This is a genomic window from Cytobacillus sp. Bac17, from assembly GCF_024519925.1.
GTDB lineage: Bacteria > Bacillota > Bacilli > Bacillales > Cytobacillaceae > Cytobacillus > Cytobacillus pseudoceanisediminis.
Genome location: NZ_JALJRC010000002.1, coordinates 245,632 through 271,621 on the forward strand (window position 1 = coordinate 245,632; position 25,990 = coordinate 271,621).

26 protein-coding genes are annotated in these 25,990 nt (G+C 41.9%); 1 reads left to right on the plus strand and 25 read right to left on the minus strand.

Features of this window, described 5'->3' with window-relative positions; translation table 11 throughout:
• Positions 1–8: 8 nt before the first annotated feature.
• The 14 genes from NR125_RS05610 to rpsU all read right to left on the minus strand — a co-directional run bounded on the left by NR125_RS05610 (position 9) and on the right by rpsU (position 11,821).
• The gene (locus NR125_RS05610; protein WP_009332996.1) at positions 9–152 is read right to left on the minus strand and encodes a YqzL family protein; all 144 of its coding nucleotides are present in this window, start codon (positions 150–152) and stop codon (positions 9–11) included.
• A gap of 159 nt (positions 153–311) precedes the next feature.
• Positions 312–1,232 (minus strand): GTPase Era, encoded by a 921-nt coding sequence (gene era, locus NR125_RS05615; protein ID WP_256814795.1) that lies wholly within the window; start codon positions 1,230–1,232, stop codon positions 312–314.
• A complete protein-coding gene (locus tag NR125_RS05620; protein ID WP_009332998.1) occupies positions 1,225–1,623 on the minus strand; it encodes a cytidine deaminase in 399 nt (132 codons plus the stop codon). Before NR125_RS05620 ends, era begins: the two co-directional genes overlap by 8 nt.
• Positions 1,624–2,045: 422 nt before the next feature.
• Positions 2,046–2,438 carry a diacylglycerol kinase family protein gene (locus NR125_RS05625; RefSeq protein ID WP_009332999.1) on the minus strand — a complete coding sequence of 131 codons (393 nt, stop codon included), beginning with the start codon at positions 2,436–2,438 and terminating at the stop codon, positions 2,046–2,048.
• A complete protein-coding gene (ybeY, locus tag NR125_RS05630; protein WP_009333000.1) occupies positions 2,416–2,886 on the minus strand; it encodes an rRNA maturation RNase YbeY in 471 nt (156 codons plus the stop codon). The genes NR125_RS05625 and ybeY overlap by 23 nt, the downstream gene beginning before the upstream one ends.
• Positions 2,883–5,054 carry an HD family phosphohydrolase gene (locus tag NR125_RS05635; protein WP_034296689.1) on the minus strand — a complete coding sequence of 724 codons (2,172 nt, stop codon included), beginning with the start codon at positions 5,052–5,054 and terminating at the stop codon, positions 2,883–2,885. The genes ybeY and NR125_RS05635 overlap by 4 nt, the downstream gene beginning before the upstream one ends.
• Before the next feature lie 266 nt (positions 5,055–5,320).
• The gene (locus NR125_RS05640) at positions 5,321–6,283 is read right to left on the minus strand and encodes a PhoH family protein (RefSeq protein WP_009333002.1); all 963 of its coding nucleotides are present in this window, start codon (positions 6,281–6,283) and stop codon (positions 5,321–5,323) included.
• Entirely contained in the window at positions 6,280–7,473 is a 1,194-nt protein-coding gene (yqfD, locus tag NR125_RS05645) for a sporulation protein YqfD (RefSeq protein WP_009333003.1), read from the minus strand. The genes NR125_RS05640 and yqfD overlap by 4 nt, the downstream gene beginning before the upstream one ends.
• 18 nt (positions 7,474–7,491) lie before the next feature.
• Positions 7,492–7,782, minus strand: coding sequence for a sporulation protein YqfC (gene yqfC, locus NR125_RS05650; protein WP_192907766.1), 291 nt, complete (start codon positions 7,780–7,782; stop codon positions 7,492–7,494).
• A 291-nt stretch (positions 7,783–8,073) separates the two neighbouring features.
• Positions 8,074–8,553, minus strand: a complete 480-nt coding sequence (locus NR125_RS05655; RefSeq protein WP_009333005.1) for a hypothetical protein — start codon at positions 8,551–8,553, stop codon at positions 8,074–8,076.
• A gap of 34 nt (positions 8,554–8,587) precedes the next feature.
• Positions 8,588–9,586, minus strand: coding sequence for a flotillin-like protein FloA (gene floA / locus NR125_RS05660; protein ID WP_009333006.1), 999 nt, complete (start codon positions 9,584–9,586; stop codon positions 8,588–8,590).
• Between the two features lie 20 nt (positions 9,587–9,606).
• Positions 9,607–10,938 carry an NfeD family protein gene (locus tag NR125_RS05665; protein ID WP_019382860.1) on the minus strand — a complete coding sequence of 444 codons (1,332 nt, stop codon included), beginning with the start codon at positions 10,936–10,938 and terminating at the stop codon, positions 9,607–9,609.
• Between the two features lie 250 nt (positions 10,939–11,188).
• Positions 11,189–11,632, minus strand: a complete 444-nt coding sequence (locus NR125_RS05670; protein ID WP_019382861.1) for a GatB/YqeY domain-containing protein — start codon at positions 11,630–11,632, stop codon at positions 11,189–11,191.
• A gap of 15 nt (positions 11,633–11,647) precedes the next feature.
• Positions 11,648–11,821 carry a 30S ribosomal protein S21 gene (gene rpsU, locus NR125_RS05675; RefSeq protein ID WP_009333009.1) on the minus strand — a complete coding sequence of 58 codons (174 nt, stop codon included), beginning with the start codon at positions 11,819–11,821 and terminating at the stop codon, positions 11,648–11,650.
• Positions 11,822–12,057: 236 nt separating this feature from the next.
• Here rpsU and NR125_RS05680 point away from each other — a divergent pair, with 236 nt between their 5' ends.
• Positions 12,058–12,978 (plus strand): Na/Pi symporter, encoded by a 921-nt coding sequence (locus NR125_RS05680; RefSeq protein ID WP_192907767.1) that lies wholly within the window; start codon positions 12,058–12,060, stop codon positions 12,976–12,978.
• Positions 12,979–13,107: 129 nt separating this feature from the next.
• Here NR125_RS05680 and deoC read toward each other — a convergent pair whose 3' ends face one another.
• From deoC to lepA, 11 genes are all read right to left on the minus strand, one after another.
• Positions 13,108–13,779, minus strand: a complete 672-nt coding sequence (gene deoC / locus NR125_RS05685) for a deoxyribose-phosphate aldolase (protein WP_009333011.1) — start codon at positions 13,777–13,779, stop codon at positions 13,108–13,110.
• A 147-nt stretch (positions 13,780–13,926) separates the two neighbouring features.
• Complete coding sequence (locus NR125_RS05690; protein WP_256814796.1) at positions 13,927–14,085, minus strand: hypothetical protein; 159 nt, start codon at positions 14,083–14,085, stop codon at positions 13,927–13,929.
• Positions 14,086–14,200: 115 nt separating this feature from the next.
• The gene (mtaB, locus tag NR125_RS05695; RefSeq protein WP_256814797.1) at positions 14,201–15,553 is read right to left on the minus strand and encodes a tRNA (N(6)-L-threonylcarbamoyladenosine(37)-C(2))-methylthiotransferase MtaB; all 1,353 of its coding nucleotides are present in this window, start codon (positions 15,551–15,553) and stop codon (positions 14,201–14,203) included.
• A gap of 6 nt (positions 15,554–15,559) precedes the next feature.
• Entirely contained in the window at positions 15,560–16,309 is a 750-nt protein-coding gene (locus NR125_RS05700) for a 16S rRNA (uracil(1498)-N(3))-methyltransferase (RefSeq protein WP_009333014.1), read from the minus strand.
• A 79-nt stretch (positions 16,310–16,388) separates the two neighbouring features.
• The gene (gene prmA, locus NR125_RS05705; protein ID WP_009333015.1) at positions 16,389–17,330 is read right to left on the minus strand and encodes a 50S ribosomal protein L11 methyltransferase; all 942 of its coding nucleotides are present in this window, start codon (positions 17,328–17,330) and stop codon (positions 16,389–16,391) included.
• 19 nt (positions 17,331–17,349) lie between these two features.
• Complete coding sequence (dnaJ, locus tag NR125_RS05710) at positions 17,350–18,468, minus strand: molecular chaperone DnaJ (protein WP_009333016.1); 1,119 nt, start codon at positions 18,466–18,468, stop codon at positions 17,350–17,352.
• Positions 18,469–18,759: 291 nt separating this feature from the next.
• Positions 18,760–20,589, minus strand: a complete 1,830-nt coding sequence (gene dnaK / locus NR125_RS05715) for a molecular chaperone DnaK (RefSeq protein ID WP_009333017.1) — start codon at positions 20,587–20,589, stop codon at positions 18,760–18,762.
• 25 nt (positions 20,590–20,614) lie between these two features.
• Positions 20,615–21,226: a nucleotide exchange factor GrpE gene (gene grpE / locus NR125_RS05720; RefSeq protein ID WP_009333018.1), complete on the minus strand. Its 612-nt coding sequence runs from the start codon at positions 21,224–21,226 to the stop codon at positions 20,615–20,617.
• Between the two features lie 95 nt (positions 21,227–21,321).
• The gene (gene hrcA / locus NR125_RS05725; protein ID WP_009333019.1) at positions 21,322–22,353 is read right to left on the minus strand and encodes a heat-inducible transcriptional repressor HrcA; all 1,032 of its coding nucleotides are present in this window, start codon (positions 22,351–22,353) and stop codon (positions 21,322–21,324) included.
• A gap of 122 nt (positions 22,354–22,475) precedes the next feature.
• Complete coding sequence (gene hemW, locus NR125_RS05730) at positions 22,476–23,609, minus strand: radical SAM family heme chaperone HemW (RefSeq protein ID WP_009333020.1); 1,134 nt, start codon at positions 23,607–23,609, stop codon at positions 22,476–22,478.
• Between the two features lie 375 nt (positions 23,610–23,984).
• The gene (gene lepA, locus NR125_RS05735; protein ID WP_009333022.1) at positions 23,985–25,820 is read right to left on the minus strand and encodes a translation elongation factor 4; all 1,836 of its coding nucleotides are present in this window, start codon (positions 25,818–25,820) and stop codon (positions 23,985–23,987) included.
• Positions 25,821–25,990: the final 170 nt, after the last annotated feature.

Here is a 25,990-nt window from a genome sequence, read left to right on the forward strand (position 1 = left end):
CGACAAACCTATGAGATGGGAAAATCAGCTTCTGCTAGCTCTTCATCATTGCTGCCGGGTATATCCTGAGTTTCCTTTTCTAGCTCCTTGAAGAGAAGATATGTGTCAATATTTCCTGTCTGGGAAAACACTCTCCAGGTAAAATCCATCATCGAAAACCCCACCTTTCAGTTATTCAACTAGCAATTTCTTTATCCCAATACATTTATCTATATCATAGCCTGTCTTTGTAAAATCATGAGACGAAAATATTGTCAATCACCTGCATGCATATAAATCAGAAATGAATAATACTTTAATTAGGGCTGGGTTTAGTACTCATCTTCACGGAAGCCAAAGTCGCGGAGCTGTGACATTTTATTGCGCCAGTCTTTTTGGACTTTGACCCATAGCTCCAGGAAAACCTTTGATCCAAGAAGATTCTCAATATCAACTCTTGCTCTTTTTCCGATTTCCTTGAGCATTTTCCCTTGCTTTCCAATCACAATGCCTTTTTGGGAGTCACGCTCCACAATGATTGTAGCCATGACATGAATGACATCCTTATCTTCGCGGCGTTCCATTTTATCAATGGTTACAGCAAGCGAGTGCGGTATTTCTTCTCTTGTTAAATGCAGTGCTTTTTCCCTGATCAGTTCGGAAACGATAAATCTCTCTGGGTGGTCCGTTACTTGATCAGCTGGATAAAACTGCGGCCCTTCCGGAATATATTCTTTAATCTGTCCTAACAGCGTCTCTACATTATTGCCTTCTAAAGCAGAAATGGGGATAATTTCGCTGAACTCGTACTTTTCCTTGTAAGACTCAATAATTTTAAGAAGTTCATCAGGATGTACCTGGTCAATCTTATTGATTACAAGGAAAATCGGTGTACGGACTGACTGAAATTTCTCAAGTATGAATTCTTCACCGCTTCCAAAGCCTTCCTGGGCATTTACCATAAACAGGATGACATCCACTTCTTTAAGTGTATTTTGGGCAACTTTCATCATAAAGTCTCCCAGTTTATGCTTTGGCTTATGGATTCCTGGCGTATCAATAAATATAAATTGTGCGTCATTGGTAGTCAGGACACCTTGAACTTTGTTGCGCGTTGTTTGCGGTTTATCACTCATAATCGCAATCTTCTGCCCGATTACGCGATTTAAGAACGTTGACTTCCCTACGTTCGGTCTGCCGATTATGGAAATAAACCCTGATTTGTGTCCTTTTGGTGTAGTAGTGTTATTCATGTAAATCCTCCGGTGAAAATGCTCCTGGCAGTAATTCTTCAACTGTTAATTCCTTAATATCCCCTTTTAAGTTGGTTAAAACCACTTTCATTTCAGGCGGACATAATTCGGCTATTACCTGTCTGCATGCACCGCATGGGGGAACTGGACGGTCTGTGTCAGCAACTACAGCTATGGCTGAAAAACTTTTTACGCCATCAGAATACGCTTTAAAAAGCGCAGTCCTCTCAGCACAATTACACATGCTGTATGCAGCATTTTCGATGTTGCAGCCATGAAAGACCTGCCCGTCACTGCTTAATAGTGCCGCTCCTACTTTAAATTTTGAATATGGCACATATGCTCTATCTCTTGCAATCATTGCTTCTTTTATTAGTTGATCGCTGTTCACAAATAATTCTTCCTTTCCTGTAAAGCGAGTTGCTCCCCAAGCCAATAAACCCAAGGTTTGGACCTGCAATGGGCCTTGTGAAATTAAGCAATGCGCTCAATAGCTTCTTCGGTAAGAAGCAGCCGCTTCTCTTTTATTTTACAACATTTTACTGTGATTTTCATCGTTTGTAGCAAAAACGTAATAAAAAAATTGAATTTTCTAAAAATACATAGGCTGATTTAATTTTGAACCAGGTCCCTGTTCTGAATGAGATTCCACAAACATCTCCCCAGCATGCAATATTTACTGCTGTTCTGTCATTTTAGCGGATTCAGTGAGCGTTTTCAAACCCATGCTCTAAATTTTTTCACCATACTTCAGACTTTGCTGTTTATATAGAAATACCAAAAAGCAAAGCTGCCCATCCGGACAGCTTCACATTACTGCAAAAATATGAGAATTTTAGGAAGGAATATAACTCCGCCTATAATTACACTTACAATTGCATACACCAATACTGCTCCAGCTGCAATATCCTTTGCTTGCTTTGCAAGGGGATGATACTCTTCTGTCGCCAGATCCACAACCCTTTCAATGGCAGTGTTCAGCAGTTCGAGTGAGAACATGCCCCCTATGGCCAGGAGAATGATTATCCATTCAAGGCTGGAAATGCCAAAGAATACCCCAAACATAATAACAGCTATCGACACTGCCAAATGTATTTGCAGATTCCTTTCATTCAATAATGCTGCCCTAATGCCGGAAAAAGCAAACGAAAAGGATTTTAGGACACTGTGTTTTCGGACCTTTCTATCTTGTGAGCCCGAATTCATCTAATATATCCTTTTGGCGGGAAAACATTTTTTTCTCATCTTCTGGATTTTCATGATCATATCCAAGAAGATGAAGGAAGCCATGGACCGCCAAAAAACCAAGCTCCCTTATAAAAGAGTGACCGTACTCCTCAGCCTGCTCCTTCGCCTTTGCAACTGAGATAATGATATCCCCCAGGACTCTGGGCATATCGGCACCAATCAGTTCGATTTCACCTTCACCCAGCTCTTCCATTGCAAAAGAAATAACATCTGTCGGCCGATCTTTATCCCGATACTCCCTGTTAATTTCCCGGATGCGTTCATTGGTCACAAATGTGATGGATACTTCGCTTTCCGGCTCCACAGATTCTTTAGAGGCAGCAAAATTAATTAGCTCTTCAATTTTGGCTATATCATTTTCCTGAAGCTCATTTGTTTCGTCCAAAAAATCAATATTTAAATTCATGCCTGTTTCACCTTCTGTTTTGTCATTTCAGGATACTCGATACGTGAATGGAAAATCCCGTTTAACGTTTCGCAGAACGAGTGTGAAACGGTTTCCAGTTCTTTTAAGGTTAAATCACATTCATTCAGCTGTCCATCCTGAAGTCTGTCTGCGATTATCTTTTTGACCAGTTCCTCTATTTGTTCTGTTGTAGGATGCGCCATGGAACGGACTGCAGCTTCCACACTATCAGCAATGCCAATTACTGCCGACTCTTTTGATTGCGGTTTTGGTCCCGGATAGCGATAGTCCTCTTCCTTTACTTCCAGCCCATTCTGTTTTGCTTTGTAGTAAAAATATTTAAGCAATGTTGTTCCATGATGCTGTTCGGCAATATCTACTATCTCCTTCGGCATCTTATGCTTCCTCAGCATTTCAGCCCCATCGGCAGCATGGGCGATTATAATATTCTTGCTGGTCTGCGGAGGGAGGCGATCATGCGGATTCTCAATATTAACCTGATTCTCGATAAAAAACTGAGGCCGCTTTGTTTTACCGATATCGTGATAATAGCATCCCACCCTTGCCAGAAGGCCATTCGCCCCAATAGCTTCACACGCTGACTCGGAAAGATTGGCAACCATTACACTATGATGATAAGTTCCGGGAGTCTCGGTCAGTATCTTTCTCAGCAGAGGATGATTAGGATTAGATAGTTCTATCAGCCTCATAGTAGACAAAATTCCAAAACCTGCCTCGAAATACGGCAGCAGGCCAATTGCCAGCACTGCAGACGAAATACCTGAAATCAGAGCAATAACAAAGTAAAAGCCATATTCAATCGTATCATAGTGGCCGTTTCTTAAGAAAAGCATTGAAAAGATAACAAGTATGTTTACTGCGGATACAAATAAACCAGCCTGCAAGATTTTGGAGCGGCGATTCTGCTTGCTCAAAAACAATATAGCAGCCAAGCCGCTGCAGAGGATATAAATGGCTGATGTCAGCTGAAATGTGCCAGTAACGCCTTCATTAAAAATTACGCTTCCTGCAATAGCCATAATGATCGTATAGTACATGGCAAGCTTTTCATCAATCAGTATTTTGATTAGCATAGCTCCCATGGCTGCAGGGTAAATGTATCCTATCTCTGAATAATCAGCATATTGGAATAGACTGATGACCTTCATCAGCAATATGGATAAGATAAAAATTAGGCTAAACAGCAAAAGATAACTTTGCTTTGTTTCCCGCTGCACGTTCATTTCATGGAAATAATAATATAGGGCTGATAAGACAATGACGATTATCAGCGATAGCCCTATAAAAGGCTGAATCGAATTAACACTGTCAAGAAGTCCTGCAAGTTCCAGCTGCCTGTATATGTCCCGGCTGATCAGCTGATTTTCCTCTACGATTATCTGTCCCTGCAGGATCTTAACCGGCTCGACACTCTCAACAGTCTGCTGCCGTAATTCTTCCGTGGCAGCAGGATCATAAAATTGATTTTGATATATAGCATAACGTCCCAGTTCTATTGCAGCTTTTTTTAAATCTGAATTCAAGCTGGTGAACTTCAATTCTTCTTCAACCCGCTTTTTCGCGTTCTCCACCTGTTCAGCCGGAATCTCATTATTCATAATTTTATTGATGGCCGTTACCGTAAGGTCTTTTGCAATGCTCAGCTCCCCCTCCTTTGCCTGCAGCAAAGAAAGGAAAACGCCATCTGATACCTCACGTGTTACGTCATCAGTGAGCTTTTCCTTAACCATAGCCAATTTATCTTCAGGACGGGTGGCTTCTGGGTCCGGTGCCTCAACATTATTATCGGCCTCAGTTTGAGCAGCTTTCTTTTTCTCTTCCATCTCTTCTTTTACTTCATCGTTCACTTCCGATACAGATCCGAAAATGGAGGTAACCAGGTCAACTCTGTTTTGTGCAATCTCTTTTTTTACAACGTAAATATCCTTAACATTATTTTCTGCTTCTTTTCTCTTTCTTTCTGTGCTAGCTTTATCCTCTATTGTTATTGGCGACCTTATAGTCTGTTCAGCAACAGAGAACAGACTTAAATCCAGTTTTTCAGGCTTAACATTGCTATACATGGAAAAATACATAACAATCCCCAAGAGAATAAATAAGAGAACACGAAAAAAGGTCATATTAAGCAAATTTCTGATTGTTGACATACTCTGCTGAAGGTTTGGCACATTTACCCCTCCTGTCCTGGGTAAAAAAATTCCAATAACTTTAAAAAGCATTTCAGTATTAATTATGTAAAATCATAACAGCTTTTTTGATGGTTTTCACCAAGAAAAAATGGCCTATCTATTAACAGGTTACCTAAACATTTCATTAATAGCAAATAATTCCATGATAAATCGTGCTATCATTCATACCGGTGGAATTTTTTACTCAACGAAAAAACCGCCAAAGTCGGCGGTTTATCAGTTCATTAGTTATCTTCCTTTTCGTATGCCTGGATAATCCTGGCCACAAGCGGATGCCGAACAACGTCACTTTGTTCCAAATGAACGAATGATAGCCCACTTACACCCTTTAGTATATCTTCAGCCACTATCAGGCCGGATTTTACTCCTTTTGGAAGGTCAACTTGTGTTCTGTCTCCAGTAATAATCATTTTTGAGCCGAAGCCAAGCCGGGTTAGAAACATCTTCATTTGGGCTTGAGTTGTATTTTGCGCTTCATCCAGAATGACAAAGGCATCATCTAAAGTTCTTCCGCGCATGTACGCAAGCGGTGCAATTTCAATCGTGCCTCTTTCAATCATTCTTTGTGTATGCTCTGCACCTAATATATCATGCAAAGCATCATACAATGGCCTTAAGTAAGGATCGACTTTTTCCTTCAGATCCCCCGGCAGAAAACCAAGGCTCTCGCCTGCTTCGACTGCAGGACGGGTGAGGATAATCCTTTTCACATTCCCATTTTTCAAAGCATTTACAGCCATGACCACAGCCAAATATGTTTTTCCCGTTCCTGCTGGACCTATGCCAAAAACCAGGTCATTCCCGCGGATTGCATGAATATATTGACGCTGGCCCAGTGTCTTAACGCGAATGGACTTGCCTTTTGCATTTTTTGTGATTTCTTCTTCATATAAATCACTGAAATACTCAAGTGTACCCTTATGAGCCATTTGAAGAGCATACATAACGTCTCTCTGGCTTATATTTATTCCTTTCCGGATTACATAAAGCAGTTTATCCAGAACCTTTCCAACGAGTTCTACCTTGTCCATTTCTCCAGACACATAAACAGATTCTCCCCTGGTTACAATGGAAACATTCAGTTCTTGCTCAATAACTTTTAGGTTTGCATCCGAATTCCCCAATAGGGCAATTGCTTCGTTTGGGTCTTCTAGCTGCAGGTTCATTGTTTTCAAGTCTTCTGTCATTCCGAATCTCCTTGAATAATTGGTTGTCCTTCTGCAATATTCTCAATAATTTGGAAATGTATTGCTATAGTTACTTTACCATTGTCAATTGATTGGTGCAAAACTTTTTCTCCCATAACTTTAGCATTTTCATCTAAGCTGCTTTTTATTTTTTTTCTTGCCAAATCTTTCGCAGCTTCAAATGCCTCTTTATTCGAATAAATTCTTGTGACTTGCTCCCTTTCACGGAACGTTTTATTCACATATGAAATAGGAAGCTCCCATTTCAGGAATTTTACGCTTTTTTCATTTTCCTCTAATTCATATTCTTCAAACTCCGGGCTCCCAAACCCCCATATTGGGATCTCAAGATTTCCGATCGTAAGTGCATGCTTGACTTTTTCATTGCCGCTGAATACTTTGAAAGTGCTCTTAAGCGGAAGAATGACCTCAGATTTATACCATGTTTCCCCGAAAATCTCCCCCTTCGAAGGAACAGTCTCTGTTTGACCTTCTTTCCCGATTATCCCTGAGACCAAAAGCTGTCCTGGCTGAACATGATCGTGTATATCAACGACGGGACGCCCTTCTTCGACAAACATATCTACAATGACGGCTTTTTTCTTCGCTACCAAATGGCGCGGACTTAAATACTCAGGCTTCTTAGGCTCATTTTTCTCTACGACCTGTAGATGGTAGGTTGTCCCTTTTAACTCCACACCTACCCAAGTAATCGCTTCAATATTGTTTGAAAGTTGACGCTGAATAGACTCCACGTTATCAACAAAGAACTGCAGCTTTCCTTTTTTAACCCCCATCTTGTCCAATTCTTTGATAATCTGATATTCAGTAGCAGGATTTGCCCCCTTAATCTCTATTCCCCAAACCATATTGGATAAAAGGAGAATGACTGCAAAAAATGCGAGGGCACCAGCAGCAAATCCGCTGTTTTTCAGCAGCCTTTTCACAAGGAATGGAGCTCCTGCCCGCTGCAGGAACTCGATTCTGCAATCGCTGTTCCTGGCGTGGCTCCTTATTTTTTTGGCATCTTCCAATTTCATTTTGAAGGTGACTGATTGCGTTCCATGGTTTTTCACATTCCAGATATTGATTCCGCTGCGGGTAAGCGCATTAATAAACCTTTCTATTCCCTTCCCGCTTGCTTTAACTGTTACAAGCCCCCTGTAAAATTCGATCCACTGGTTCTTCATTTCCTTCCCCCTGAATTCTTAATCAGTGTCTGAAATATAAGTTACTGAGTCAATTTTCCCCTCCAGCAGTATTTCTTCTGGCAGTATCGTTTTTATGATGAAAGCTTTCCCTCTAATTAAAAGTTGCCCCTGCTTCAAAAGCAGTCTTAATTCCTTATCTGAAAAAGCCAATAATCCCCTGTGGTTCTCTATATAGATATGGATTTGTCCAATCATTGTGATGCGGGGCAGATCCATCATGACATCTTGAGGAAGCTCCATATTTTTAGTCATCCAGCCGCGGACGAATTGTCCCCACTTTTTTGCCATAAAAAAAGAACCCCCTTTCATCTCATATTTATGAAATGAACGGAGGTTCTAGCACTTATTTTTGATAAGAATAGAATGTATCAATGCCAACCCTCCCAAAAAGGCAAATAACGCCTTTTGGTGAGACTCGTCTTGTGCTTGAGGCCCGCAGGATAAGGAAGGCACCGTCAGCATAAACATCGCAAGACCGAAAGCGACAGCTTTTGGGAGGATGCGGGTCATCCAGACGCTGCCACAGGACGCAGCGATCTTAGTCTGCGTTCCTTCGCGGGCAAAGAGCTTCCGCTTTTCTTATTGCTTCCTGTTCAGGGATCGGTGAGGATTTTTTGATCTTGGTGGTCCAAGGATTTCAGACCAAATTATTCCGTCAGCAAGCGATTGTTTCCTAAACTCAAAACTTCCTGCTCCAGATGGTTCTTTTCGATGCTCTGCGTTTGTATTGGAAGCTGTTTTCGCTATTTTACTTGCTTTTCTTTCTGCAGCTCTCCGCTGATTCTGAAGAGCCTTCATGCTTTCTTCAGCCTGCTGTTTACGCTGCCTGTATTCTTCTTCTATTCTTTTGGCTTTCTCTTCCTGCTGCCTGTATTCTTCTTTTAGCGTTTCGGCCAATGCAGAATCTGCCGAAGTTCTTTCTGCCTGCGCCCTCTGCTCTTGCTGTACTGAACGGGGAGTCTGTTTAACAGGCTTTTCCTCCTTCTTTTTTTTGAAAAAGGAGGAAATGAAAGCTATTAAGGCAATAAGAATAAAAGGATTCTCCAATAAGAATTCCAAGAGAGTTTCCTCCCTTCTCCCAATATGGGATCATTTAGTCATTTTTGCGGCCATTTTTGCCATCATCACTCATATTGCCGATTGAGTCCCTCATTTCGGTATCAGCTGAGATGTTTTGGATATTCATATAGTCCATTACACCAATATTTCCAGAACGGAGCGCTTCTGACATGGCAAGCGGCACCTGAGCCTCTGCTTCCACAACCTTCGCTCGCATTTCCTCAACGCGGGCTTTCATTTCCTGTTCTTGCGCTACTGCCATTGCACGTCTTTCTTCCGCTTTAGCTTGGGCAATCTTCTTATCTGCTTCAGCCTGTTCAGTCTGAAGTTCCGCACCAATGTTTTTGCCGATATCGACATCTGCAATATCAATCGAAAGGATTTCAAAAGCGGTGCCTGCGTCCAGACCTTTTGAGAGAACGGTCTGAGAAATCATATCTGGATTCTCCAAGACCTTTTTATGATTATCAGATGAACCGATTGTAGATACGATCCCTTCCCCGACACGTGCTACGATTGTTTCCTCTCCAGCTCCCCCGACAAGGCGGTCAATATTGGCTCTTACAGTAATTCTGGCCTTTGCTTTAACCTCAATACCATCCATCGCCACCCCTGCAATAAAAGGTGTTTCAATTACTTTAGGGTTAACGCTCATCTGTACTGCTTCCAAAACATCTCGGCCTGCCAAATCAATAGCGGCACTTCTCTCAAAACTTAAATCGATATTTGCACGATGGGCTGCAATCAATGCATTCACAACCCTGTCAACATTACCTCCGGCCAAATAATGGCTTTCCAGTTGGTTTGTTGATACATTCAGCCCTGCTTTGTGTGCCTTAATAAGCGGGTTAATAACACGGCTTGGGATAACCCGGCGAAGCCTCATCCCAATTAATGTAAAGATACTGACTCTGACACCTGCTGCCAATGCTGAAATCCATAGCATTACCGGTACAAAGGTGAATAATATCCCAAGTAAAATGACACCAAGTACAACGGCAACCAGAACAAATACTGTCCCTGCTTCTAACATATTCCTACCTCCTGATGATTTTATTTATCTAAATCAAGATTAGATACTTCCCTTACAACAATACGTGAGCCTTCTGCTTTAACAACTTTTATTTTTGCCCCTTTAAGGATAAAGCCTCCCTCACTGACAACGTCAATCCGCTCATCCCCGATGACGACTGTACCAGATGGCCTTAGAGCTGTAAGTGCATAACCCTCAAGGCCAAGCAGTTCAAGTCTGCTCTTATTTGAGATATAGCCTTTTTCTGTATTTGTGCTATCGGTTAATATAATTTTTTTAAAGAATTTCATCTTTTTACCAAACACCTTTATCATTAATATAGATGCCAATATTGAAACTCCCATAGCAATTAAAATAGACATCCCCATATGGGCTGCATTGTCAGCAGCCAGGAACAGGCTGCCCAATACTGCTGCTATTCCAGCTATTCCTGCAATTCCTCCAGGAAGGAAAAACTCAGCTATTATTAAACCTATGCCAATTACAAACAGAATTAAAGTTTCATATCCTGCCAGACCGGCCACCATATGGCCATAAAAGAAAAGGAGCAGAGCCGATAACCCCATGAGGCCAGGGATGCCGAAGCCCGGTGAATACAGCTCCAGAACAAGTCCGAGGCTTCCGATGGACAATAGAATTGGTATAACGACAGGATGGGTAATAAAACGGGCCACCTTTTCTGCAAAGCTTTCATCAATTGTCTGTATATCAGCTCCCTCAAAGCCGAGCACTTTCAGTAATTCCGCTCTTGAATCTACTGTGCCTTCCGAATACCCTACCTCTTTAGCCTGTTCCGCTGTAAGGGTAAGAAGCTTCCCTTTCGGCGCCCCCAAATCTGGCAGATCCACCGACTCATCTGCCATAGCAAGGGCATAAACAGGATCTCTGTCCGTTTGTGCGGCAGCACTCTGCATAGCCGCAAACCAGTATGATTCAGCTTTTTTGCCAGCCGTATTTCCCTGCTGATCAATAATTGCTGCAGAACCCATTGTTGAACCCGGGACCATGTATATTTCATCCGTATTCAAAGCTATATAGGCACCTGCAGATAAGGCCTGCTTATTGACAAAAGATATTGTTTTTATATTTGTCGAGGTTAACAGCCTTCCGATTTGCCCGGCTGCATCCACTGCACCTCCGGGTGTATTTATTTCAAATATAATGGCTGAGGCATTTTCTTCTTCAGCTGTTTGGACCGCTCTGTTTAAAAATGCATAAAGCCCTTTTTCCACAGTTTCTTCAATAGGAACAATCAGTACTTTTTCATTATCGGCTTTTCCTTGAAAAGGGCTTCCTAAAAGCAGCAGAGCAAAAAACAATGAAAAGGCGGTTATTGCTCTTCTGGCAATCAAATCTTTCCCCCCTTTAACCGCAAAATTGATTCTATATGTATTTACGATTCAATTATTAAAAAGTTTCATTTTTTATTTTTCCCTTTGATTAGTATTTACAAAGCGGCTGTATTATTAGTATAACCTAGAAATGAATGTATATCATGCCAGCAGTATTTAGTCACATAGCCCTAAGGATATGCATAAAATAAGTCAACGCAAAATAAAAAAGACCGTCAGCCAATGGCTTTCGGTCTTTTATTGCATAGTTTTATGAAAGGTGTTGTTGTACAAGTTTATTTACAAGTGAACCATCTGCTTTGCCTTTTACCTTAGGCATAATAGCAGCCATCACTTTTCCCATATCAGCTTTTGATGAAGCACCAGTTTCAGCAACCGTTTCTGCAACAATTTTTGAAACTTCATCTTCAGAGAGCTGTTTTGGCATATATAATTCGACATACTGAAGTTCAGTACGAATTTTTTCAACAAGATCTTCACGACCTGCTTTTTCAAATTCATGGAGGGAATCCTTGCGTTGTTTAACTTCGCGAGAAAGGACAGTCAGCTCCTGTTCTTCGTTAAGATCTTTACCAAGCTTGATTGCTTCGTTTTGAAGCGAAGCTTTAATCATACGAATGACAGTAAGCTTTTCTTTTTCTTTATTCCTCATCGCTTGTTTCATATCTTCATTTAAACGCTCGAGAAGACTCATTACATACACCCTCTCTTACCACTTACGCTTTCTAGCAGCCTCAGACTTTTTCTTACGTTTAATACTAGGTTTTTCGTAGAATTCGCGCTTTCTTGCTTCCTGCAAAGTACCAGTTTTTGATACTGAACGTTTGAAGCGACGAAGAGCATCTTCAAGCGATTCGTTTTTACGAACGACGGTTTTAGACATTCTCTTTCCCTCCCTCCGAGCACAACACACTTACATCAACAACATGGTTTATTCCATGTACCTTGCAATTATAATATAACAGCTTATCAAGGTCAACAGTAATTAGCCTGCTATGAGATGAGTTTTTATTTGATTGTGATTGTTTAATACCCCGTTCATGACAAACGAAACAATTTTTCGCACTTAAGCATGTCCCAGCATGCTGTCCCATAGTATTAATTGTAGGGGGTGAATGCTTGGTCCAGCTGTTATTATTTTTTCTGCTAATCGGGTTATTTATTTATGGTATGACACTTTTAAGGTCAGGTCTATTTAATTTATCTGCCGATTCATTAAAAAAATGGCTGGCAGTGATGACCAATTCACCCTGGAAAGGCCTTGTTATTGGCACAATCGTCACAGCTGTCCTGCAGAGCAGCTCAGCGGTAATGATTATTACAATTGGAATGGTAGCTGCACGGATGCTTACTTTTCCCCAGACAATCGGCATCATTTTAGGAACCAACATCGGGACAACATTTACGACAGAATTAATCACTTTTAATATAGAATCTTATATTATTCCGCTTGCTGCTGCCGGAAGCATCCTGGCTGTATTGAAGAAAAACAGTATGCGAAGCACCGGTCTGGCATTGCTGGGTTTATCAGCGGTTTTTGCCGCAATGCGCGGGTTTGAATATCTTGCCGGTTCAGTTAAAAATAATGATATGGTCAATCATTGGCTGCTTACCTTGGATGGGAATTATATGTTCGCAGTAGCGGCTGGGATTGTCCTTACTGCGATTATCCAATCAAGCACCGCCACAACTGGCATTATAATGGGGTTTTTAACTGCAGGAGCAATGGATTTGGATACCGGCATTGCCATTATGCTTGGATCTAATATCGGAACATGCGTAGACGCTTATTTGGCATCCATTGGTTCTGGAAAAGAAGCAAAGCTGACTGCCTTTGCCCATATCTGGCTCAACTGCCTAGGTGTCGCAGCCTTTTATCCTTTTATTCATGCCCTTGCTGTTTTTGGACAAAGTGCAGCAGGTTCTCCGGATGTGCAGCTTGCACACATCAGTGTTTTATTTAATGTAATATCTTCACTGCTTGTTCTTCCAGTTGCAAATCAGTTTGGAAGGTTTGTCATCAGGCTTCATGACCGATAGAACAATAAAAAAATGCCGGTAAATCCCGGCATTTTTTTCAACAAATATAATATTTTAAATTTCGACAACTGTCTACAGGTGCCATCGGCTCACAGGTCTAAGCCGATAAACGGGCACCTTCCGCTTTTCTTAGTAATCCGAATCGCTTGTTAAACCGTTGACAATAGCAGCGCCAGAGCTTGCCCCAATTCTCGTTGCACCTGCATCAATCATTTTCTGTGCATCTTCAGCGCTTCTGACACCGCCTGAAGCTTTAACACCGATTTCCGGGCCGACAGTTTTTCTCATCAGGGCGATATCTTCTGCAGTTGCTCCGCCTGTTGAAAATCCTGTAGATGTTTTAACAAAGTCAGCCCCTGCTTTTACAGAAAGTTCACATGCACGAACTTTTTCTTCTTCAGTAAGAAGACAGGTTTCGATAATAACCTTTGTTAGTGCCTTTCCTTTGGCAGCATCAACAACCGCACGGATATCTCTCTCCACTAGCTCATTGTCTCCGCCTTTTAAAGCGCCAATATTAATGACCATATCTACTTCTGTTGCACCGTTTTCGATGGCATTCTTTGTTTCATATGCTTTTGTTTCAGGTGTGGAAGCTCCCAGCGGGAAGCCGATTACCGTGCAGACTTTCACTTCAGTCCCGTTAAGCAAGTCGCTTGAAAGTTTGACCCATGCCGGGTTTACACAAACTGACGCGAAATTGTATTCTTTAGCCTCGGCACAGATTTTCTCAATTTGGTCTTTTGTTGCATCGGCTTTAAGTAATGTATGATCGATCATTTTTGCTACGTTATTTGTCATTGTAACTACTCCTTTTAAAAAACAGTTAGTTGTACGTACCTCTTACATAATATCACTTAGATAATAAAATATCGAGCACTATTTATGTTTTTTGTAATCGTTTTCGAAAGTAGTTTTTCCCAAAAGATATTAATAAATTAATCAAAATCACTTTTCTCGTAGATTGATGTTTTTGCTTAGGAATTCATCCCCTTTGATTTCAGCACGGGGCACCTGCTTTCCGCAGGGAGCAACGGGAGCCTCCTCCCGCAGGACATTGATTAAGCTTCCTGGAATGAGCACCGCACGAAGGAAATGCTTCAGCATTTTCGAGGATCAAGTGCCCTCCACTCCAATCAACTCAGTAACTTAGTTATTTTAAGAGCAATAAACTAAACAATAACAGCTTAATAAAAAAAGGAATTACCCTTAGGTAATTCCACTAAACTGCAGCCTCTTCTGTTTCATTCAATTCATCAAGGGCTCTAACAAATTGACCTTCATTGTAAGGGTAGCCAGCTTTTGTAATCTTAACTTTTACAATCTGGCCGACCATTTCTTCTGCCGCCGGGAAGACGACTTTCAAGTAATTGTCAGTGTAGCCGACAAATAAACTGCTGTCACTGCTTTCCTTAAAGCTTTCCTCCGGAATCACTTCAAGAACTTCGCCTTCATACTGAGATGCGTATTCTTTTGCAAGCTGATCTGATAATGCAATCAGGCGATGGACACGCTCATTTTTAATTTCTTCATCAATCTGGTCGTCCATTCTCGCTGCAGGTGTTCCTGTACGCTTTGAATAAGGAAATACATGAAGCTCGGAAAATTTATGTTCTTTAATAAAGTTGTAGGTTTCCATAAATTCTTCTTCTGTTTCTCCCGGGAAGCCAACGATAACATCTGATGTAACAGCCAAACCTGGGAGAGCTTCCTTCAAGCGCTCAAGACGCTCAGCAAAGAACTCCATGGTATACTTGCGGCGCATTCTCTTAAGGACAGTATTTGAGCCAGACTGAAGAGGAATGTGCAAGTGTCTTACAACAACCTTGGACTGATCCATAACTTCAATAACTTCATCGGTAATCTGGCTGGCTTCAATTGAAGAAATTCTTAAACGTTTAAGACCTTTTACCTGAGCCTCCAGATCCCTAAGAAGCATAGCCAGATTATAATCTTTCATGTCTTCGCCATACCCGCCTGTATGGATTCCAGTCAGAACAATTTCTTTATATCCGGCATCAACCAGCTGCTGCGCCTGCCGGATTACTTCTTTTGGATCCCTGGATCTCATTAAACCGCGCGCCCAGGGGATAATGCAGAAAGTACAGAAATTATTGCAGCCTTCCTGAATTTTAAGGGAAGCACGTGTCCGATCGGTAAATGCCGGAACATCAAGCTCTTCGTAGACACGATTCTTCATGATGTTTCCAACACCATTAATCGGCTGCCGTTCTTGTTTATACTGCTCGATATATTCAAGCATCTTTACTCGATCCTGGGTGCCAACAACGATATCCACACCAGGAATCGCCATAATTTCAGCCGGTGAGGTTTGTGCATAACAGCCCGTTACACAGATAACCGCATCAGGGTTTTTCCTGATTGCCCTTCTGACTACCTGGCGGCTTTTCTTATCACCAGTATTTGTAACCGTACATGTATTAATTACATATACATCTGAAACGGATTCAAAGTCTGTCCGTTCATAGCCAGCTTCTTTGAAAAGCTGCCAAATGGCTTCTGTTTCGTAATGATTGACTTTGCAGCCAAGTGTATGAAATGCAACTGCAGGCATCTAATTTCACCCCATTAATTCAAAATGATAGGAAACAGCTGACAGCAAATAGAGAGGTGCTGTCTCTGTTCTTAAAATACGTGGCCCCAATCCGCAGGCAACAAAGCCTGCTTCCTGCAGCAATGAAACTTCATTGTCAGAAAGACCGCCTTCAGGCCCGAATACAACCATAAGCGATTGTCCTTTATTCATAGAGGTAAGTGTTTTATAGAGCACAGAGTCCTCTCCCTGCTTCGCTTCTTCCTCAAAGGCAATCAATTTATATGAATAATCTCCAGATAATTTCAGCAATGACTTCAAATCAAGAGGTGCAAACACTTCAGGCACCATGGTCCTGTGTGACTGTTCAGCAGCTTCTTTAGCAATCTTCTGCCATCTCTCTGCTTTTTTCACAGATTTCTTCGCATCCCATTTTACTACTGAACGGGCTGAAGTAAAAGGGATAAAACGGTGTGCTCCCAGCTCAGTGCCTTTTTGAATGATCCACTCAAGCTTATCCCCTTTAGGCAGTCCGCTCACAATCGTAATATTGGCAGGCAGCTCAGAAGACCCTTCAATCCATTGTACAACTTCTGCAGCCACATGTTCATCGGTAATTTCTGCAATTGCGCAAAGTGCACTATTTTGGGATTGATCAACACAGATAATCTGATCGCCTTCTTTCATGCGCATTACTTTTACAATATGATGGCGGTCTTCCCCTTTAATTAGAAAGACATTTTCTTTTACAGCATTCTCTGTGAAATACCGCTGCACAATCTGCACCCTCTTTCTTGCCTGTCCAGAATTCTTTCAACTGTAAAAGGGGGGTAAGTTCATTACCCCCTTTTTTACATTATTGCTTTCTCCTTGCCACAATAGCAACCCAATCTTCCATTTGAATGGTTTCTTCAACTTCAAATCCCGCTGCGGAAATAGCATCTCTTACTTCCTGTTTCTTCTGCTGGATAATGCCTGAAGCGATAAAGTGCCCGCCTTCCTTTACGACAGATGCAACATCATCAGTAAATCTGAGAATCACTTCTGCCAGGATGTTGGCAACGACCACATCAGCTCCCTGACTGACACCATCGAGCAGGTTCCCTTGTGAAACCTCAACTATATCCTGCACTTTATTCAGCTTAATATTTAATTTAGCTGAATTTACTGCCACTTCATCAAGATCAAGTGCTTTCACCTTCTCAGCACCGAGCATAGCTGCTGCAATGCTTAAAACTCCCGATCCTGTTCCTACATCTACAACTTTATCACCCTGTTTTACTGTTCTTTCAAGTGCTTGTATACACATCACCGTTGTAGGGTGTGTTCCCGTTCCAAAGGCCATTCCAGGGTCAAGCTCTATGATAAGTTCATCACTGCTGACAGGTGTGTAATCCTCCCAGGTTGGGACAATTGTAAAACGTTCTGAAATTTTTACAGGATTATAGTATTTTTTCCAGGCAGTAGCCCATTCTTCTTCATTTACTTCACTGATGCTGACTTTATTTGCCCCAATGTCAATGTTAAATAATATCAGGTTATTGATGGCTTCTTTTATTTCATCGACAGTTTCACCGAGAAAACTATTTACTGGCAGATACGCTTTTACAATTACGCCTTCTTCAGGATAATCCTGCGGATTGAGCTGGTAGATTTCACCGAATTGGTCCTTTCTTTCTTTTACAAGTTCTAAAGGATCCTCAATTACAACTCCGCTTGCTCCGGCTTCATGCAAAATATTCGAAATCGGTTCAACAGCTTCATTTGCAGTATGAATACTGATTTCTGACCATTTCACTACTACCAACTCCATTCCTTTATTCACCTTTAAAGGCTCGTTTTACTTTCGAAAAAAAGCTTTCTTCCTGTTCTCCCTGAGGAACTGTTCCGCTGATTTCAGCAAATTCGCTTAAAAGCTGCTTCTGTTTTTCTGTCAGCTTTGTCGGAGTAATAATACGGACAATAATATGCTGATCCCCTGTTCCATATCCTCTGACATTAGGGACACCTTTTCCTTTTAGACGGAATTTTGTTCCTGTTTGTGTGCCTGATGGGACTTTCAGCTTTACTTTTCCATGCAGTGTAGGCACTTCGATCTCATCGCCAAGGGCTGCCTGCACAAACGTAATAGGCATCTCACAATATACATCATCGCCATCACGCTCAAAGAATTCATGTGAACGAACATGGAATACGACATAAAGATCGCCAGGAGGGCCTCCATTTACACCGGGTTCCCCTTGACCAGCCACTCTAAGCTGCTGGCCATCATCAATGCCTGCAGGAATTTTCACATGTATCTTCCTGCGTTTTTGTACTTTACCAGTTCCTCGGCAAGTAGTGCACTTCTCCTTGATTTCTTTGCCGGTGCCGTTACAATAGTGGCAAACCCTTCTATTTACTATCTTGCCAAATGGCGTATTTTGTTCTACATTCAGCTGACCTGATCCATGACAGTGACGGCATGTTTCCGGCTTAGTTCCTGGCTTTGCGCCTGATCCGCTGCATGTCTCACACGTTTCTTCACGCGGAATTTCAATATCCGTCTCTTTGCCAAATACTGCTTCCTCAAAGGATAAGGACATGGTGTACTGCAAGTCTGCACCCTGTCTTGGGGCATTTGGATCACGCCGGCGGGAGCCTCCTCCGAAGAAGGTGCTGAAGATGTCTTCGAATCCGCCAAACCCTTCAAATCCGCCTCCGCCAAAGCCCTGATTAGGGTCCGTATGCCCGAATTGATCATAGTGGGCCTTTTTCTGGTCGTCGCTGAGGACTTCATATGCTTCTTTAACTTCCTTGAACTTCTCGTCTGCATCAGGCTCTTTATTAATATCAGGATGATATTTTTTTGAAAGCTTTCGATAAGCCTTCTTAATTTCATCCTTGGATGCACCTTTGCTGATTCCAAGAACTTCATAGTAATCCCTTTTACTCATGATTACCACTCCCCGATTCATTTCACATAAAGGTTATTGTATCATTCTCTAATTATATTCCGCAACCGCAATACACACTTCTAATGCAGAGAATTATGCATTGGCATTTGCCGCTTCCCCAAAGAAAGGACCCCGGTCCACTCATAGGGCAAGGGGCAAAAAACACTTTTATGCATATTTAATGGATTGCTTCAAACAGAAATAAAAGCCAAAGCCAAGAAAAACCTGACTTTGACTTTTGATGTGAACCTGTAGCTGGTGTGTAGATCACACCATCATTTAATTGATGATTTATTTATCGTCTTTAACTTCTTCGAACTCAGCATCGACGACATTATCGTCGTCACTTTTGCTTTCAGTGCCTTCTGCACCCTGTGCACCCTGAGCAGCTTGAGCCTGCTCATAAAGTTTCATTGTTAACGCCTGGACAACCTCCTGCAGGGCATCTTTCTTCTCACGGATTTCATCCAAATCGTTCTTTTCAATTGCAGCCTTTAGGGCATCTTTTGCTTCATTTGCTTTGTTCACTTCAGCTTCATCCACTTTGCCTTCAAGATCTTTTAGAGTCTTTTCGGTAGTGAATACCAGCTGATCCGCTTCATTGCGGAGTTCAACTTCTTCTTTGCGCTTCTTATCTGCTTCCGCATTTTCTTCAGCTTCTCTTACCATTTTTTCGATTTCTTCATCAGATAATCCTGTTGAAGATTTAATCGTAATGGCCTGCTCTTTATTTGTGCCCAAGTCTTTAGCGCGTACGTTCACGATACCATTTTTGTCGATATCGAAAGATACTTCGATTTGAGGCACTCCACGAGGAGCAGGAGGAATATCGCCAAGCTGGAAGCGGCCCAGTGTTTTATTATCTGCAGCCATCGGGCGTTCCCCTTGAAGCACATGGATATCAACAGCTGACTGGTTATCAGCAGCAGTTGAGAACACTTGGGATTTTGATGTTGGGATGGTTGTATTGCGTTCAATCAGCTTAGTGAACACTCCACCCATTGTTTCAATGCCAAGTGACAAAGGAGTTACGTCCAATAGGACAACATCCTTGACGTCACCTGTTATTACACCGCCCTGAATGGCTGCACCCATTGCAACAACTTCATCAGGGTTAACTCCTCTATGCGGTTCTTTTCCTGTTTCTTTCTTGATTGCTTCCTGTACGGCAGGAATACGAGTTGAACCGCCGACAAGGATAACTTTATCAAGTTCTGAAGGAGTCAATCCAGCATCCTTTAACGCCTGGCGTGTAGGTCCCATTGTGCGTTCTACAAGGTCTGCAGACAGTTCTTCAAATTTAGCTCTTGAAAGTGTAACTTCAAGGTGTAAAGGTCCTGCTTCCCCAGCCGTGATAAACGGAAGCGAGATTTGCGTTGAAGTCACACCTGAAAGATCTTTTTTCGCTTTTTCAGCGGCATCTTTTAAACGCTGAAGAGCCATCTTATCTTTGGCAAGGTCAATGCCATTCTCTTTTTTGAATTGATCAACCAGGTAGTCAATAATTACTTGGTCAAAATCGTCTCCGCCAAGACGGTTATCTCCGGCAGTGGATTTTACCTCAAATACTCCATCGCCAAGTTCAAGGATAGACACGTCAAAAGTACCGCCGCCAAGGTCATAAACAAGAATTGTCTGGTCTTCATCCATTTTATCAAGACCATAAGCCAACGCTGCAGCAGTAGGTTCGTTGATGATTCGTTCAACTTCCAGGCCGGCAATTCTGCCTGCATCTTTTGTAGCCTGACGCTCAGCATCGTTGAAATATGCCGGAACTGTGATTACTGCTTTAGTAACATTCTCGCCAAGATAGTCTTCTGCATAAGATTTCAAATATTGAAGAATAATAGCAGAAACCTCTTGAGGCGAGTATTCTTTTCCTTCGATTTCAGTTTTATGATCAGTTCCCATGTGGCGTTTAATGGAAATGATTGTGTTCGGGTTTGTAATAGACTGGCGCTTTGCGACCTCTCCGACCTGGCGCTCGCCGTTCTTAAACGCAACAACTGAAGGTGTTGTACGGTTGCCTTCCGGATTTGGAATTACTTTTGGTTCGCCGCCTTCAAGGACAGCGACACATGAGTTTGTTGTACCTAAATCGATTCCGATAATTTTGCTCATGTTCTTTACCTCCCCAAATATGTAGTTATTGATTTACTTTAACCATTGATGGACGAATGACTCTATCCTTTAACTTGTAGCCTTTTTGAAATTCTTCGACCACGATATTGGAATCAAAATTCTCATCTTCCACCTGCATCACAGCCTGGTGTAAATGAGGATCGAATTCTTTCCCAACTGCTTCAATCTGTTCTGCGCCTTCTTTTTTAATAGCCTCCAGCAAGCTGCGGTAAACCATTTCCATCCCTTGAAGGATAGATTTAGCCTGTTCATTTTCAGCTTCCATCTGAAGAGCCCTCTCAAAATTGTCAATTGCAGGCAGCAAATCGGAGATTAAGCTCTGTGCTCTATATTTTTCAGACGCTTCAAGGTCAAGCCTTGCACGGCGCCGGGAATTTTCAAAATCAGCCTGAAGGCGGTAGATGCGATTCTCTTCCTCTTCCAGCTTGCCTTCCAGTTCAGCTATTTTCGCTTTCGCTGCTGTAAGCTCTGCATCAGTGCTTCCCTCATCAGCACCAGCTTCTGCTTCTGCCTCCGCAAATACCTCTTCAATAGGAGCCTCATTTTCGGTTCCTTCAGGTTCGTTGGTTTGTTCATTTAATTCTTGGTTTAGTGTGTCTTTCTCCTCTGCCAACATGTTCACCTCCCTTAAAGAATGGGTGTTTCTTCGAAATAAAAACCATAAGGAAAGGAGTGGAAAGGTTTTTCCACCCTTAATCAATATCTCCACCATCACCTGTTTTGATACAGTTTAGATAAAACAGCTGATAGGTCTGCACTGATATAGTTCAATAAGCTTATGACTCTTGAATATTCCATTCTGGTCGGCCCCAGAATGGCAATGGTACCGAGCTGTTCGGTGCCGATCGAATAGCTTGCTGTAATCAGACTGCAGTTTTCCATTGCTGAATTATTATTTTCCCGGCCGATTTTTATATTGATCCCTGACTTATTTTTACGGATTAAATCATATATGCCTTTTTCCTGCTCGATCATATTCATGAGGTTTTTAACCTTTTCAATATCATGAAACTCGGGCTGGCTGAGCATATTTGTTTTACCGCCGAAGAAAAGCTTATCATAGGCCGGTATCTTGATTGTATCGGCAATTGAATTCAGCATTAGATCGTAATTATTGATATGATGCCTTAAAAGAACGGCAACTTCTTTATATAACTTATTGTTCAGACTTTCCAATGGTGCACCGGCAAGCCGGTCATTAAGGATATTAACAACCTTCTCCAAATCACCGGCATCAATGTTTTCCGGCAAGTGGAACATCCTGTTCTCCACATGGCCAGTATCTGTGACAATAATTGCTATCGCTGTTTCTTTATTCAAGGGAACGATCTGAATTCTCTTCAGCTTGTTATCCCTTACTGCAGGCCCGAGGACAATGGATGTATAGTTTGTCAGCTCAGATAGAATTTTTGCCGATCTTTGAACGATTTTCTCGAGCTCATAGATTCTTTCCGCAAAGATAGATTGCACTTTGTGGATATCATGCTGATTTAATTTTTGCGGGGATAAAAGGTGATCCACGTAGTAGCGGTACCCTTTTTCAGATGGAATCCTCCCCGATGAGGTGTGTGTTTTTTCAATAAACCCAAGTTCCTCTAAATCAGCCATCTCATTTCTGATCGTCGCGGAACTAAAAGAAATTTCTTCTTTTTTCGACAAGGTTCTCGACCCGACAGGCTGTGCAGTTTGAATAAAATCATCAACAATTACTTGAAAAATTAATAATTGACGATCTGTTAACACAGTTATCACCTCTGTTAGCACTCTTTGTTCCTGAGTGCTAATTCTACTAATAAATTATCAAATCAAACGTGCAGTGTCAATAATTTGGCTTTCTTTTTTCCCGACGCAATCCCCATGCCTGATTACCCTATAAAGGACTGAAATACTTCATTTCCAAGGAAGCGTCCTCGCCTTGTCAATTTAATATGGTCTTCCTCTGCAATAATTAATTCTTTTTCAGCATGCTGTTTAATTTGGACTTTAAACAGCTCCAGCGGATCTTTGCCAAATTTCTCTTTAAAGCGACTTATTGAGACACCTTCTGTTTTTCTCAGTCCAAGAAACATTTCCTCTTCCATCTGTTCTTCCAGGGGTACCTTATGCTCTTCCAGGATCGGAAGCCGGCCGTTTTCAATAGGCTCCATATATTTTTTCAGGGGGCCGTGGTTTGAACGGCGAAGCCCTTTTACATAGCCATGTGCGCCAGCCCCAAAGCCAAAGTACCATTCATTATCCCAATAAGTGATGTTATGCCGGCTTTCATAGCCTGGTTTTGCAAAATTGCTGATTTCATATTGCGCAAAGCCGTGTTTGCCCATTTGTTCCATTAATAATTCATACATCTCAGCTTCCACATCTTCTCCAGGAGTTGGCAGTTTTCCCTTCCTCATCAGATTATAGAATACCGTCTTGGGTTCAATGATCAGCGAATAGCCGGAATAGTGGGCAATATCCAGTGTAAATGATGTTTCGAGTGTATCCTTAAAATCCTGAAGTGTCTGGCCAGGAAGACTATATATAAGATCGATACTGATGTTATCGAACCCGACTTTTTTTGCAGCTTCAATTGACTGAAAAACGTCTCTTGCTCTGTGTGACCTTCCAATTCTTTTTAAGAGTTCATCGTTAAAGGTCTGAACGCCAAAGCTGAGCCGGTTGACTCCAGCATCATGCAATATTTGAAGTTTTTCCTCAGAGAGATCTCCCGGGTTAGCTTCGAATGTATATTCCGTGAAAGAGTCATAGGGAAGCTGCCCTTTGATAGTGCCGCAAAGCTTTTCAAGCTGTTTCCCGTTCAGCGCAGTTGGCGTACCGCCTCCTACAAAGATGGAATCAAGGCGGGATGCAGGTACTTCTTTCAAAGCAAGATTCATCTCTTTGTCAAGAGAGTCCAGATATTCTCCAACTGGCTGGTTCTTCAAGAACACTTTATTAAAATCACAGTAATGACAGATATGTTCACAAAATGGGATGTGTATATAAGCTGCTTTAATCATTTATTTCACTACTTTCATCATTCAATCGCTTTCCACTTAATTTATATAGCTTTTTGAATTCATCCGTTGACTTCCGCTGCAGGCACTCAAGCTTTCCCACGGGGCTCCCGAAGCTCCTCGACGCTCTGCGTCTTTGGGGTCTCCCCTGGCACGCTGCTCCCGCAGGACGATGAATAAGCTTCCTTGAATCAGCACCGCACGAAGAAAATGCGGCAGCATTTTCGAGAATCTCGGGCCTTTTGCTCCAATCAACTTAATGTTTTAATGATTTAGCCACTGGAAAGCAACAAGTTTTAAAACACATTCAATAAAAAAGAGGTTAGTGCTGTTATTATTATGACAGCATATCTAACCTCTTAAAACAAAGCAAATATTTTACTTTTTAGGGCTGTTATCATCCATCTTCAAGACTGCCATGAAGGCTTCCTGCGGAACTTCAACAGAACCGACCTGTTTCATCCGCTTTTTACCTTCTTTCTGCTTCTCCAATAATTTACGCTTACGGGAGATGTCTCCGCCATAACATTTCGCCAATACATTTTTGCGGATGGCTTTAATGGTTGAGCGGGCTACAATTTTCTGGCCGATCGCCGCTTGAATAGGAACCTCAAACTGCTGACGGGGAATTAGCTCTTTTAACTTCTCAACGATTACTTTTCCTCTTTCATAAGCAAAATCCTTATGAACGATAAAGCTTAATGCGTCTACTTTTTCTGCATTTAACAAGATATCCATTTTAACAAGTTTTGATGGCTTGTACCCAATTAATTCATAATCAAAAGAAGCATATCCTTTTGTATTGGATTTCAGCTGATCAAAGAAATCATAAACAATTTCCGATAAAGGAATTTCATATATAATGTTAACTCTTGTTTCATCCATGTATTGCATATCAATAAAGATGCCGCGTTTTTGCTGGCAAAGTTCCATTATGGCTCCCACATAATCATTCGGCGCCATCATTGTAGCTTTTACATAAGGCTCTTCTACACGGTCAATCTTTTGCGGATCAGGCATATTGGATGGGTTATCCACATTAACCTCTGTGCCATCAGTCAGGATGACATCATAAATAACACTTGGTGCTGTTGTAATCAAATCAATTTTGAATTCGCGCTCAATGCGCTCCTGAATAATTTCCATGTGAAGCAATCCAAGGAAACCGCAGCGGAATCCAAAGCCAAGCGCTTGTGACGTTTCAGGCTCAAACTGCAGGGCAGAATCGTTCAGTTCCAGTTTTTCAAGTGCTTCACGCAAATCATTGAACTTGGCGCTGTCTATTGGATAAAGTCCGCAATAAACCATCGGATTCATCTTTCTGTACCCAGGAAGAGCTTCGGCTGCACCATTTTTCGCACTTGTGATGGTATCACCTACACGTGTATCGCCAACATTTTTGATTGCAGCAGTCAAAAAGCCGACGTCTCCAACTGACAATTCAGGCAATGGAGTGGATTTAGGAGTGAACACACCAACCTCAGTAACTTCAAACTCTTTGCCAGTTGCCATCATTTTAATTTTATCCCCTACTTTAACCGTACCTTCCACCACACGGATGTAGGCTACTACTCCACGGTAGGCATCATAAAGGGAGTCAAATATAAGCGCCTTTAAAGGGGCATCCGGATCACCTACTGGAGCGGGCACTTTTTCAACGACCTGTTCAAGGATTTCTTCAATGCCGATTCCTGCTTTTGCTGAAGCAAGTACCGCTTCAGAAGCATCGAGGCCGATGACTTCTTCGATCTCATTGCGCACCCGTTCCGGATCCGCACTTGGAAGGTCAATTTTATTGATGATCGGAAGAATCTCAAGATCGTTATCCAAGGCCAGATATACATTTGCAAGGGTCTGCGCTTCAATACCCTGAGCCGCATCCACAACCAGGATTGCACCTTCACAGGCTGCCAGACTTCGGGATACTTCATATGTAAAATCGACGTGTCCCGGGGTATCAATTAAGTGAAAAGTGTATATCTCTCCATCTTTAGCTTTATATTTTAGCTGGACGGAATTAAGCTTGATCGTGATGCCTCGCTCTCTTTCGAGGTCCATGGAATCAAGGAGCTGATCCTTCATTTCGCGCGATGTCAGCGCATTGGTTTTTTCAAGGATCCTATCCGCCAAAGTCGACTTGCCATGGTCAATATGGGCAATGATCGAAAAATTCCTTATTTTCTCTTGCCTTTTTAGTCTCTCTTCTCTGTTCATTATAAATAATTCAACTCCTACTATAAGAAAAGCGCAAGCGCCTTAAGACAGGCGCCTGGAGCCAAGTGTGTTCAATTTTAAATAGTCCTTTTAGTTTATACACTATTTTTGATTATATCAGTACGTTTGTGAAGATTCAATGCTAAGCTTTACGTCTTTAACCGTCCAAA